This is a genomic window from Chryseobacterium jejuense, assembly GCF_900100075.1.
Classification (GTDB): Bacteria; Bacteroidota; Bacteroidia; order Flavobacteriales; family Weeksellaceae; genus Chryseobacterium; species Chryseobacterium jejuense.
Window position 1 is genome coordinate 387,492 of the sequence record NZ_FNEG01000005.1, and the last position, 12,066, is coordinate 399,557.

Genomic DNA, 12,066 nt, shown 5'->3' on the forward strand with positions numbered 1-12,066 from the left:
GTGACTTTTTTATTTCTTTTATCAAGCTGTTTTTTAAGCAGGAAACTACTCTATCCATTAAGCTTTCTTCACAATTTTCTTACGAACTCTGCTCAGAGACTCCGGAGTTACTCCCAAATAAGCTGCAATCTGAATATTGGTAAGACGATGAGCAATCTGGGGATATTTCTTTAAGAATTCAATATAACGTTCTTCTGAAGATTGGCTTAAGTTATCAATAACTCTACGTTGTAATGCAATAATTGAACTCTGAAACTTGAGTCTCATCAGTCTTTCCACTTCCGGCATTTCCAGATACAATTGTTCTTTATCCTTTTTTGAAATCAAAAGAATTTCACTGTTTTCGAGAGCCTGAATGGTAAGTTTGGAAGGTATTCTGTTGATAAAGCTGTCTATATCGGAGATCCACCAGTTTTCTATGGCAAAATATAAAATTTGTTCAGCAGCATTTCTATCCGTATGAAAAACCTTAAAGCAGCCATTCACTACAAATCCTTCAAAATCACAGATACTTCCTTCCTCTAACAAAATTTCTTTCTTCTTTATTTTTCGATGGGTAAAGGCACTACAATATTTTTCCAGCTTTTCATCTGAAATATCAACATACTCCCTGATATGTTTTTGTAAAGACTCGGTCATGGTTTAAAAATAAAAAAAGGTTTAGAAAAATCCTAAACCTTTTAATTCAATTTGCAAAAAGTCATTTAAAATGAAAAAATTTCACTTCAAGCCTTTCACTATTATAGTTGTACCAACTCAGTAACTTCTACATCATATCCTCCAACCTGAGGTTTGATGCTAGGGTTTTGAGTGATTACTTTAAACTTATTGATTCCTAAATTCTTTAAAATCTGCGTTCCAATACCATAATCTCTGTAGTTGTACGCTAAAGTAGGATGTTGCTCCTGCCCGTCCTGATAGTTCAGGAACTGCTGAAGTTTTCTTAATGTATTTTCAGAATTGGAAACGTTATTGATGAAAATGATTGCACCTTTCCCCGCTTCGTTCACCATATTGGTTACTTTTTCCAATAAAGGTTTTTCACCATTGTTTAATCTTGTTAATACATCAAAATAAGAATCAGAAGACTGTACTCTTACCAAAACAGGTTCATCTACTGTCCATGCTCCTTTTGTTAATGCAAAGTGGATCTGATCGTTAGAAGTCTCTCTGAATGCATAAAAGTCAAACTCTCCGTAGTGTGTTTTCACTTTCTTCTCTTCCAGTCTTTCAACAAGATTTCCTTTCTTAAGCTGATAGTGGATTAAATCTTCAATGGAAACAATCTTCATATCATGCTTTTGAGCAAATGCATGAAGTTCAGGTAAACGGGACATTGTTCCGTCTTCGTTCATAATTTCACAGATAACACCTCCTTCTTTCAATCCTGCTAAGTGCGTAAGATCAATGGCAGCTTCAGTGTGTCCTGCTCTTTTCAATACACCACCTTTTCTAGCGCGAAGCGGGAAAATGTGTCCTGGTCTCATGAAGTCTGTAGGTTTGGATTTCTCATCCATCAAAGCTAAAATTGTTTTTGCTCTGTCTCCTGCAGAAATCCCTGTAGAAGTTCCGTTTCCTAAAAGGTCAACAGATACGGTAAAAGCAGTCTCTTTAGGATCACTGCTTCTGCTTACCATTACTTCAAGACCTAGTTCATCACATCTTTTTTCAGGAAGCGGCATACAGATAAGCCCTCTTCCGTGAAGTGCCATGAAGTTGATAATTTCTGGTGTTGTTAGTTCTGCTGCGCAAAGAAAATCTCCTTCATTCTCTCTGTCTTCATCATCTACTACTATGATTATTTTCCCATTTCTAAGGTCTTCAATAGCCTCCGGAATAGTATTTAATTTAATATCAGACATTTTTACTTTTTATTTGTGTGCAAAGATACTCATAAAAATAAGCATCTGCCAATTTATATGAATGGTTTATTACGCGTTGGATAAGGAGTTCACCGCTTCTCTGATAATCTCGTAAGATCTTAATCTTTTCTGGTGATCGTAAATATGTGAATTAATCATCAGCTCATCTACATGGAACCTTTCCTGGAAGTCTTTAAGCTTCTCCTGAATTTCAGCCTGATCCCCAATAAATGTATATCTCAGTTTCTGTAAAACCATCGATTTTTCCATAGGTGACCAGATATCATCCATATCATCTACCGGCGGAGCAAATGGCTTTCTGTCGTTTCTTACAATATTGATGAATGCCTGAAATAAAGTGGTGGAAATTTTATGAGCTTCTTCAGTTGTTTCCGCTGCTACACCATTTACGCAAGCAATGATATAGGGCTTATCGGCATATTCTGAAGGCTGAAAACGTTCTCTGTAAATTTTAAAAGCCATTTCCATCTGTTCCGGAGCAAAATGTCCTGCAAAAGCATATGGCAATCCAAGTTCGGCAGCCAGCCACGCGCTATCTGTACTTGAACCTAAAATATAAAGTGGAATATCCAATCCTTCTCCCGGAATAGCACGAACCATTGCGTCTGAATTTTCTTTGGAAAAATACCTTTGAAGTTCCAGAATCTGTCTAGGAAACTGTTCATTGATAATGGCAGGGTTTCTTCCCAAAGCCTGAGCTGTTAAACCATCTGTTCCGGGTGCTCTACCTAATCCCAAATCAATTCTTCCGGGGAAAAGAGATTCCAGTGTTCCGAATTGTTCTGCAATAATCAGAGAGCTGTGATTGGGAAGCATAATACCTCCTGAACCCACTCTTATCTTTTTCGTTCCATTAGCGATAAAACCTATTAAAACAGAGGTTGCAGAGCTGGCGATACTTTCCATATTGTGGTGTTCCGCCAGCCAGAATCTTTTATAGTCTAACCCTTCTGCATGATTGGCTAAGGACAAACTGTCCTGAAAAGTATCATGAATGCTTTTCCCTTGCTTTACCGGTGCAAGGTCTAAAACAGAAATTTCAAAATTTTTCATATTGAGATGTTAATTTTATAAAGGTGATAAGAATCTCCTTTTTCTAAATGGTATTAAAAACCATACAAATTTAAAACATCTGAACTGCATTAGTTACTTTTTGTAATTAATAGGATCTATTGATGAGTTCAGGGAAAAGCTATTAGAAAATTTCTATTTTCTATTATATTTTTTTAATTCAGAATACCTACAACCTGATTAGCGATCATTGATATATCGAATACGCCCTTTTTTATAGAAGATATTTTTAAACTCATTATGATCATCAATTGCATTATCATAATTAAGCAAAACTTTTACAGCTTGATTTCCACATGCAATATATCTTATTCTATTCAATGAGATTTTATTTCCTGCCTCTACTATTCCTATAGAATCTTTATTATTAAATACACCTGGTTTCAGGTAGGTGAAATTTTCAAAATCTTTAAGCTTTACAAATTTAAAATCATCACCCAAAACCTCTGATATTAACCGGGTGGAAGAATGAATTTCTCTATTTGCTCTAATATTATGCATGATGACAATATTAATATCCAAAGTATCATTAATCCTTCTAAATTTCCAGGTCATCTTTTCTTTACTGTTTTTAAATATCATATTATCATTGTTCATTTTACCGATAAAATAACTATTAAAGAAATAGCTGTTCCCTTTATTTCCAATGAGGTAGGTATTCTTGTCTTTATTCATGATATATCGGGAAGGGGTTGTTGATACATAGAACATATTATTAGTAGTTGTATTTACAATAATATACTGAATTTCTGTTCTATATTTTTTGGAATCATAATCTGGTTGATTTACTCTCTGAGTATTGTTAAAGTATAAATATTTAGACTGATTATACCTTACATATACTTCATATTCTTTCTTATCTTTTTCATAAACTGTTATGAATTGATCATCCTCTTTGCCACATACAAATCCAGGCTCAGCAGTTTCTTTATACATGACATAAAATTTACAGCTTACTAGCGAACACACCACTATCAAGCACAGTATTACTTTTGTTTTCATTGCATTATTGTTTTTTTATATAAAGAAATGGTTCAACAGAATAAAACTTATTATACGGAACAAAATGATAAGGGCAGTAAGTCAGCCAATGGATCAGATGCTGCGCATCCCTTTTTGCAGAATTATATTGATTAACATTAACTCCGTAGCCAACATTATTTGCTGTATACCTCGCACTAAGTTTCCACAGACTCTTATTATACTTATATTGGTTTTCATCTTTATAAGTAACCATAGAAGCTCCAATATCATAACTTAATTGAAATGTCTCATCTGTATATCCTGTAAATTTATGATAAGACAGCTCCAGTGATGCTTCTCTTATATCTTCAGCATTTCTCCAACTCGCAGTATAAGACAATCCACCCCCACCTGTATAATAACGATCTTCACCGTCACCTAGAAACATTTTGGCAAGAAAACTTCCATCATTATAGGTAAAAGCCTGAACTCCTTTAACATTTGCACCCACAAAACCTACTCTTTGGGTTTCTCTCTTTTTATCTGTTGTGAAAATTATGTTGGTTCCTAGCGATCCGGATACAGAATATGGATTGTTTAAGGCAGGAACAGCAAAGTCTGCGAAATATTTCAAAGGATTTTGAGTATCTGGATTATAATCAAATCCTGAAGTAAGTGTTAAAGCAAAAATGGCATCTAAAAAAATACGGTTCGTAGGAGAGTTCCTTGTATTATCACTTCCAAAGCCGCCATTATAGAGATGTATTTCTGTATTTACGGACGGATAAAAACTTTTACTCAGCCAAGTATTTGCAACCCCAAATGAAGTAGATATCTTAAAAAATAAAACCGGTTCATTTTTTAATCTATCCTTGTTTTCTTTACTTGTAAAATTAATACTAGCTTTTAACGTAGCCCCAAACTGAAAATCATCTGAGGACCTCTCTTGTGCAGAACATAATCCGTACACAAAAGAACAAACTGAGATTAGTATTGTTTTCATAAGAATTAGTTTATAATAAAATTAAAAACTAATGCTGTCTTATCCTATAACCCTTTTGTGGCATTTTTACCATTGAAATTTTGAATTCATAAATTTAAAACAACAGGAAAAACACATTTCACATTTTGCTAAGTTTTAACTCAAAATAATTCATTATAAAGAGAAATATCATTATATTCGTATACCAATTTGAACAAATATTTATTATGAACAAAAAAATCAACAACTTGTTTTTCCAGAAAATTTGGAAAGGAAGAACTTTCTTTATGAGCTGTATTGTCGTTGTTACACTTACCTCTTGTAATAAAAACAACGATGAAATTGCAGCAGAAACCCAAACCAATGGAATGAATGCCGCCAACCTTAAAAAAGGACAATTGGGTGGACAGGAAATCACCTATGAAAAAAAAGATGGACTAAATTTTTTCCAGGGAGATATTGTTCTTTCCGATCAACAACTGGCAGAAGGTGGTACAGCCAATAAAGGTGGCGCCAGCTTATACAAATGGCCAAGTGGCAAAATATATTACACAATTGCCGGCAATATGGGTTCTATCAACGTTAATAAAATTAATACTGCCGTTAGTGAGTATAACAACAAAACCAATACTCAATGGATTCCGCGTACGAATCAATCCAATTATGTAGAATTTATTTTCGGTAGTTCAAACGGATCAGATGGGTGGGCGCATATTGGATATCAAGGTGGAAAACAAACTATTTCCTTAGATCAGTATATTTCTGTGGGATCAGTGATTCATGAAATGGGTCATACCGTAGGGCTTTATCACGAACATGCCCGCCAAGACAGAGATCAGTATGTAAGCATCCAATGGAACAATATTCAAGACGGACAGGCTTATAATTTTAATAAATATACTTCAGGAACAGATATTGGGCCTTTTAATATTAATTCTGTCATGATGTATTGGCCAAACTCTTATTCTAAAAATGGTCAACCTACGATAAAGAGAGCAAACAATACCAATTTCACTTACAACAGGACAGGATTTACAACCGGAGACATCAATACTATTAATACGATGTATCCATAAATTTTAAGTTCCTATTCAATACTAAAAAGAAAAGAATTCGTTATGAATTCTTTTCTTTTTTATAGTTATAATGATTAATCAGAATTCTGATTTCGTTAAATTCAAAATGATTGGGTAAAGCATTCTTCCACTCCGTTAAGGTCTCGTGTGGATTTTTATAAAACTCATCTTCAAATGCTTTGATTTTATCTGAAGTAATAACTCTTGCAATATCCAGCAATCCCTGTTCTGCAAACTTGGCAAGATGACCAATGACCGTTTCTTTTACCAACCCTCTTTCTAATGCAATTTCTCCAATGGTTTTCCCCTGTTCAAAAAGTTGGAACGTCAGAACCTGTGACGGGACTTTAGCAATCCTCATACTGACTTCTTTGTCATTCTTTTCATCCAGAAGTCTTATTTCAAGCAGGTGAATATCTTTTAAACTATTTAGATATTCTTCAATATCCTCCAGCCAGCTTTTAACTTCTTCATTATACTGTTTCAGCCCTTTCGCTCCTTTAATTTCAGCATAAAACTCTTTCAACGGATCGAAAATTTTATTTCTGGTTTCCGTAAAGAAGAAATTAACAGCTCCTTTTGACTTGCTTTCAATTTCAGACCATTGCTCTTTCTGTTCAATGAAATTATTCACTTTTTGAAAGATAACACGTTCCAGCTTTTCAAATATTCTTCCAAGATTGGTGGCTTCATGTTTTAACTGAAGATAAAGCTGATTAACTTTAGCACGGTCTATATTTTTAGTTACAGCAGAGAGCTTATTCCACTCTTCTACTTCATTTAAAAACCATATACAGTCAACTGTACGAAGTACTTTCCTGATGCTGTAATCATATTTTTCCTGGTTCAGAATAGCTTCCACATGATCGTTTGCAACCGTATTGCTATGGAAACTTAGGATTCTGTTGTCTTTAAAAATAACTTCAGGAGTAATTTTTGATTTCAAAACAATACCTTCCAATGTTCTGCAACGGGATAATGCAACATATACCTGACCTGCCGTAAAACTTTTCCCTGCATCAATAATCACTTTATCAAAGGTAAGCCCCTGACTTTTATGAATTGTAACTGCCCAGGCTAATTTAATAGGAAACTGTTCAAAACTTCCCAATACTTCTTCTTTGATTGTTTTATCCGTATCCAGAAAATATTTTTTCTGCTCCCAGGTTTCTTTTTTTACGGTAATCTCTCTTTCGCTTTCATCCAGAACAACACGAATTTCATCTTCATCTAATCCAATGATCTCTCCTAGTTTTCCGTTGAAATATTTCTTCTCTCCGGAAATATCGTTTCTGATAAACATGATCTGAGCTCCTATCTTCAGTTCTAAAAACTGCTCATTAGGAAATTGATTTTCTTTAAAATCCCCGACTAATTTTGCCTCGTAGGTTTTGGGATCTACTTTTATTTCCTTCAGTTTTTCCTGATTAATCTCATCTGCCATCTTGTTGTGAGAACACAGATAAACGTAAGATTCTTTGCCCATATCAAAATCCGGATCATATCTTTTGTTCAAATGATCGAAATCAATATTCGCTACATCACCATCACGAATTGCATTCAATATTTCCAGAAATTCCTGATCAGACTGTCTGTAAACTTTTGTAAGTTCAATGGTCACAATCGGAATATCTTTAATCGCATGACTGTCGAAAAAGAAAGGAGAATCATAATACATTTTCAGAATATGTTCATCTCTTACCACTGGTGGCAGCTGGAATAAATCTCCGATAAATAGCATCTGAACGCCACCAAACCGTTGATTATTTCTTCTGATAAATCTTAATGAAAAATCCATCATGTCCAGAACATCCGCTCTCAACATGGAAACCTCATCAATAATAATAATCTCAACCTCTCTTAAAAGCTTGAGCTTATCTTTACGGTATTTGAAATGCGGCATCAGATCGGCAATATTATTAGCCAAACTGGTATCTATCCTTTCCGTTGTAGGCAGAAAAGTTCGCAAGGGTAATCCAAACATAGAATGGATGGTCACACCACCTGCATTAATTGCTGCAATCCCTGTAGGTGCAATAACAATATGCTTTTTCTTTGTTCGTCTTACAAAATCATTAAGAAACGTGGTTTTTCCCGTTCCGGCTTTCCCCGTCAGAAAAACACTTCTGTTGGTGTACTCTATTAAGTCAAAAAAATGATTGTTCATCGTTGTCAAAAATACGGAAATGAATTTGATTTTCTTACCTTGGCATAAGTTTTGAAAATTCTTAAAAAGAAAAAAGTCTATCGTGAAAAAAATTTCCCTCTGTATCCCGGCAATAGTATTATGTACTACATTAACTCTGGTTTCCTGTAATTCAACCAAAAACCTTGATACCAATCTACCTATAGATATTGCCAACCGCCCTGCTGATGAAGACAGTCAAAAGTATGAGCAAGCACAGCTGGATAGACTAAAAGCTTCCATTGAATCTCAAGCTAAAGGGGAAGAATGCACGAATGGCAGTGACTGGACGTTTGCTCCCATGGGCATAAAATCCTGTGGTGGACCTCAGCAATACATCGCTTATCCTAAAAAAATTGAGACATCAATTCTTCCAAGAATCAATGAGTATACGGATAAAGTAAGAGTTTTTAACGAAAAATATAATATCATGTCTGATTGTGTTATGCTTACACCTCCTTCATATGTTAAATGCATCAAAGGAGAGGCAAGACTGATTACACCAGACTCAAAATAAAAAATAAAGCAAAGGTTCTATATCAAATCGATACGAAGACTTGATATACAAAGCTCCGTCGGAAGACAGAGCTTTTGTATTTTATATTCTTGGAAATAAGACTCAAGATTTAAAGATTGGAGATAAGAGACAACCTCCTCATCTAAAAACTTTAAACAAGAAGATCGTACCACGTATCCCGAAAACACGTACTGCGCTTCCCGAACTATAATTCGTAATCTTTCACATTCTCCTTGTACCAGGAGGAATATTTCACATAGTTATCCGCAATTCTGTTCACTTCACCTTCCAATAACTGAGCGTTGATATCCTTAATCTTTTTAGCAGGAACTCCGCCCCAGACTTCTCCGGATTTAATATGCGTTCCCTGAGTGACTACAGATCCTGCTCCTACAATTGAATTTTCTTCAACCAGACAATCATCCATCACAATAGCTCCCATTCCAATCAGTACATTATCTTTAATCGTACATCCATGAACAATGGCGTTGTGGCCAATGGAAACATTATTTCCGATATTCAAAGGGTGTTTCTGATAAGTACAGTGTAACATTGCATTATCCTGAACGTTTACCTTATCACCCATTTTAATATAATGAACATCACCTCTGATTACAGCATTATACCAAACGCTACAGTCTTTTCCCATAGTAACATCTCCAATGATAGTAGCTGTTTCAGCTAAGAATGTATTCTCTCCGATCTGTGGTATTTTTCCTAAAAGTTCTTTTATAAGTGCCATAGTTTTAATTTGAAAATTTGAAAATAAGCTCATTTGAAAATCATCATTTCCTACCTTCTGATTTTTAGTATCTAACTTCTAAATTACAGTGATAGCAAAAATCTAACTCTCAATTTCCAGCTTCTAACTTCTAATGCGTATTTTTGTATCTCAAATTTAACGAAAAAATGCGTACCGTACTTATAGAACCTACCGAAAACCCGAAAGTGATGAAATTTGTTGCAGATTACAACTTGATTCCGGGGTCTTTGGAATTGGACAGAACTTCAGATGTTTCAGAAATTCCTTTAGCACAGGAGCTTTTCAATTATCCGTTTGTAGAAAGAATTTTCATTACAGCTAATTTTGTAGCAGTAGCAAAACAGGATACTATTGAATGGGAACATGTAGCTGAAAGCCTGAAAAATGTAATTGAAGACGAATTATTGGCCAATCCAAGAATTTATCTTCAGAAGAAAAAAGAAATGTATCAGATTTATTCTGAAATGACTCCAAACCCTAATGTAATGAAGTTTGTTTCCAGCAAACTGCTTATGGAAGGATTTGTAGAAGTAAAATCAAAAGAAGCAGCAGAAGAAGTTCCTTTGGCAGCAGCGATCTTCAATGAGTTTGATTTTGCAAAAGAGATTTTTATTTCTGATAACTTTGTAGCTGTTACCAAAGATCATTCTGTAGAATGGCATGAGGTAATGATCACTGTTCGTGCTCTTATTGCAGATTATCTTCAGAATGGTGGTGAAATTTCTAAAATTGAACCTCAGAAACATGAGAATCCTGTAGAAAAAATCATCAACAGAGATTATACAGACGATGAGCAGAAAATATCTGACATTCTCAATGAATATGTAGCTCCGGCTGTAGAAAATGATGGTGGAAAAATTTCTCTAATGGAATATGATGAATCTACCAAAACAGCTAAAATGCTTTTACAGGGAGCCTGTTCAGGATGTCCAAGTTCTACGGCTACTTTGAAGAACGGAATTGAAAATATTTTAAAACAATTTGTTCCGGATCTTGTAGAAAAAGTGGAAGCTGTAAACGGATAATCAATATTTCATGGCCTCTTCAAAAAAGATCCTCATCATTATTGGAAGTGCTACTAAGAATTCCAGTAATCAGAAACTGATGGAACAGGTATTGGAAAAGAACTCCGATATTCGTTTTCAAATGTATGATGATCTTTCTGTTCTTCCTCATTTTGACACTTCATTAACTGATGATAATACTCCTGAGGAAATTGTAAAGATCAGAGAATACATTAATGATTCGGCAGGCGTTATTATTTCTACTCCGGAATATATTTTCAGTATTCCGAGCAGATTAAAAAATTTGTTGGAATGGTGTGTTTCTACGAATGTTTTTCTGAATAAACCCGTTGCATTCATTACAGGATCTGCCAGTGGAGAGAAAGGTCATGAAGAATTATTATTGATTTTAAAAACCCTTGGTGCTATCATTGATGATAAACATCAGCTTTTAATCAAGGCGATAAAGGGAAAGATTGAGTCTGATGGCTCAGTTGAAAATAATACCTTTGCTAAAGTATTAGAATTGGTAACAGATTTTGAACAATCTGTTTCATCATTAAAATAAAAAAATTGAATAAAAAAGGAATTTTACTGGTCAACCTTGGATCGCCAAGATCTACGGCTGTAAATGATGTAAAGGAATATCTTGATGAATTTTTGATGGACGAAAGGGTAATTGATTACCGTTGGATCTTTCGAGCACTGCTTGTTCAAGGGGTTATCCTGAAAACAAGACCTGCTAAATCTGCAGAAGCCTATAAAACGGTTTGGACAGATGAAGGTTCACCATTAATCGTCATTACTGAAAAAATTCAGAAAAAACTTCAAAAGCTGGTAGATGTACCAGTGGAAATCGGGATGAGATATGCAGAACCAAGCATTGAAACCGGAATTCAGAAACTGGTAGATCAGGGGATTTCCGAAATCGTTCTTTTCCCATTGTATCCACAATATGCAATGAGTACTACAGAAACCGTTATTGAAAAAGCGGAAGAAGTAAGAAAGAAGAAATTTCCAAAAGTAAAAATCAATTATATTCAACCTTTCTACAACAGGGATATTTATATCAATTGTCTTGCAGAAAGTATCAAGGAAAAACTTCCGGAAAATTTTGATGCCCTTCAGTTTTCTTATCATGGAGTTCCGGAAAGACATTTGTACAAAACAGATCCTTCTAACACGTGTAAAATTGATGATGCCAACTGTATCAACAGCCAGGTAGATACTCATAATGCATATTGTTACAGACACCAATGTTATAAAACAACTGAAGCTGTTATTGCTAAAATGGGACTGCCAAAGGAAAAAACAATTGTATCCTTCCAATCCAGATTAGGAAAAGACAAATGGATTGAACCTTATACGGATGAAACTCTGGAAACTATTCCTAAAAAAGGAGTTAAAAACCTTGCAGTGGTTTGTCCGGCTTTCGTTTCAGACTGTCTTGAAACCCTTGAAGAAATTTCAGAGGAAGGAAAAGAGCAATTCATGCATGGTGGTGGTGAAAATTTCCACTATATTCCTTGTCTGAATGATGAAGACCGATGGATTGAAGTGGTAAAAACACTTTGTGAAGAGAAACTGAATGATTTTTATTTGGTATAAAATAATTAAGTCAA

12 protein-coding genes are annotated in these 12,066 nt (G+C 34.8%); 5 read left to right on the forward strand and 7 right to left on the reverse strand.

What is annotated here, in order from left to right; all coding sequences use genetic code 11:
- Nucleotides 1-57 precede the first annotated feature (57 nt).
- The 5 genes from BLS98_RS16940 to BLS98_RS16960 form a co-directional block, all read right to left on the reverse strand.
- Entirely contained in the window at nucleotides 58-639 is a 582-nt protein-coding gene (locus BLS98_RS16940; RefSeq protein ID WP_089737692.1) for a Crp/Fnr family transcriptional regulator, read from the reverse strand.
- Nucleotides 640-740: 101 nt separating this feature from the next.
- On the reverse strand, nucleotides 741-1,862 hold the full coding sequence (gene ribB / locus BLS98_RS16945; protein WP_089737693.1) for a 3,4-dihydroxy-2-butanone-4-phosphate synthase: 1,122 nt from the start codon (nucleotides 1,860-1,862) through the stop codon (nucleotides 741-743).
- 69 nt (nucleotides 1,863-1,931) lie between these two features.
- Nucleotides 1,932-2,936 (reverse strand): LLM class flavin-dependent oxidoreductase, encoded by a 1,005-nt coding sequence (locus BLS98_RS16950; protein WP_089737694.1) that lies wholly within the window; start codon nucleotides 2,934-2,936, stop codon nucleotides 1,932-1,934.
- Nucleotides 2,937-3,134: 198 nt separating this feature from the next.
- Complete coding sequence (locus BLS98_RS16955; RefSeq protein ID WP_089737695.1) at nucleotides 3,135-3,890, reverse strand: hypothetical protein; 756 nt, start codon at nucleotides 3,888-3,890, stop codon at nucleotides 3,135-3,137.
- A gap of 70 nt (nucleotides 3,891-3,960) precedes the next feature.
- On the reverse strand, nucleotides 3,961-4,920 hold the full coding sequence (locus tag BLS98_RS16960; RefSeq protein WP_089737696.1) for a hypothetical protein: 960 nt from the start codon (nucleotides 4,918-4,920) through the stop codon (nucleotides 3,961-3,963).
- Between the two features lie 206 nt (nucleotides 4,921-5,126).
- On the opposite strand from BLS98_RS16960, the gene BLS98_RS16965 reads away from it, so the two are divergent.
- Nucleotides 5,127-5,975 (forward strand): M12 family metallopeptidase, encoded by an 849-nt coding sequence (locus BLS98_RS16965; RefSeq protein WP_089737697.1) that lies wholly within the window; start codon nucleotides 5,127-5,129, stop codon nucleotides 5,973-5,975.
- Nucleotides 5,976-6,015: 40 nt separating this feature from the next.
- Here the strand turns inward: BLS98_RS16965 and BLS98_RS16970 are convergent, their stop codons facing one another.
- A complete protein-coding gene (locus BLS98_RS16970) occupies nucleotides 6,016-8,142 on the reverse strand; it encodes a helix-turn-helix domain-containing protein (RefSeq protein ID WP_089737698.1) in 2,127 nt (708 codons plus the stop codon).
- Nucleotides 8,143-8,224: 82 nt separating this feature from the next.
- Between BLS98_RS16970 and BLS98_RS16975 the strand changes: the two genes are divergently transcribed.
- Nucleotides 8,225-8,677, forward strand: coding sequence for a hypothetical protein (locus BLS98_RS16975; protein ID WP_089737699.1), 453 nt, complete (start codon nucleotides 8,225-8,227; stop codon nucleotides 8,675-8,677).
- A 205-nt stretch (nucleotides 8,678-8,882) separates the two neighbouring features.
- On the opposite strand, the gene BLS98_RS16980 is transcribed toward BLS98_RS16975, so the two are convergent.
- A complete protein-coding gene (locus BLS98_RS16980) occupies nucleotides 8,883-9,419 on the reverse strand; it encodes a gamma carbonic anhydrase family protein (RefSeq protein WP_065395062.1) in 537 nt (178 codons plus the stop codon).
- Nucleotides 9,420-9,586: 167 nt separating this feature from the next.
- Between BLS98_RS16980 and BLS98_RS16985 the strand changes: the two genes are divergently transcribed.
- Genes BLS98_RS16985 through hemH form a run of 3 tightly spaced genes read left to right on the forward strand, consistent with a single transcriptional unit; the run spans nucleotide 9,587 to nucleotide 12,052 of the window.
- A complete protein-coding gene (locus BLS98_RS16985; protein WP_089737700.1) occupies nucleotides 9,587-10,465 on the forward strand; it encodes a NifU family protein in 879 nt (292 codons plus the stop codon).
- A 10-nt stretch (nucleotides 10,466-10,475) separates the two neighbouring features.
- On the forward strand, nucleotides 10,476-11,012 hold the full coding sequence (locus BLS98_RS16990; RefSeq protein ID WP_089737701.1) for an NADPH-dependent FMN reductase: 537 nt from the start codon (nucleotides 10,476-10,478) through the stop codon (nucleotides 11,010-11,012).
- 5 nt (nucleotides 11,013-11,017) lie between these two features.
- Nucleotides 11,018-12,052 (forward strand): ferrochelatase, encoded by a 1,035-nt coding sequence (gene hemH / locus BLS98_RS16995; RefSeq protein ID WP_089737702.1) that lies wholly within the window; start codon nucleotides 11,018-11,020, stop codon nucleotides 12,050-12,052.
- Nucleotides 12,053-12,066 lie beyond the last annotated feature (14 nt).

Bases quoted from the DNA above. Each gene is read 5' to 3' on its own strand.
- BLS98_RS16940 (WP_089737692.1), bottom strand. From the start codon at position 639: ATGACCGAGTCTTTACAAAAACATATCAGGGAGTATGTTGATATTTCA.
- ribB (WP_089737693.1), bottom strand. From the start codon at position 1,862: ATGTCTGATATTAAATTAAATACTATTCCGGAGGCTATTGAAGACCTT.
- BLS98_RS16950 (WP_089737694.1), bottom strand. From the start codon at position 2,936: ATGAAAAATTTTGAAATTTCTGTTTTAGACCTTGCACCGGTAAAGCAA.
- BLS98_RS16955 (WP_089737695.1), bottom strand. From the start codon at position 3,890: ATGTATAAAGAAACTGCTGAGCCTGGATTTGTATGTGGCAAAGAGGAT.
- BLS98_RS16960 (WP_089737696.1), bottom strand. From the start codon at position 4,920: ATGAAAACAATACTAATCTCAGTTTGTTCTTTTGTGTACGGATTATGT.
- BLS98_RS16965 (WP_089737697.1), top strand. From the start codon at position 5,127: ATGAACAAAAAAATCAACAACTTGTTTTTCCAGAAAATTTGGAAAGGA.
- BLS98_RS16970 (WP_089737698.1), bottom strand. From the start codon at position 8,142: ATGAACAATCATTTTTTTGACTTAATAGAGTACACCAACAGAAGTGTT.
- BLS98_RS16980 (WP_065395062.1), bottom strand. From the start codon at position 9,419: ATGGCACTTATAAAAGAACTTTTAGGAAAAATACCACAGATCGGAGAG.
- BLS98_RS16985 (WP_089737700.1), top strand. From the start codon at position 9,587: ATGCGTACCGTACTTATAGAACCTACCGAAAACCCGAAAGTGATGAAA.
- BLS98_RS16990 (WP_089737701.1), top strand. From the start codon at position 10,476: ATGGCCTCTTCAAAAAAGATCCTCATCATTATTGGAAGTGCTACTAAG.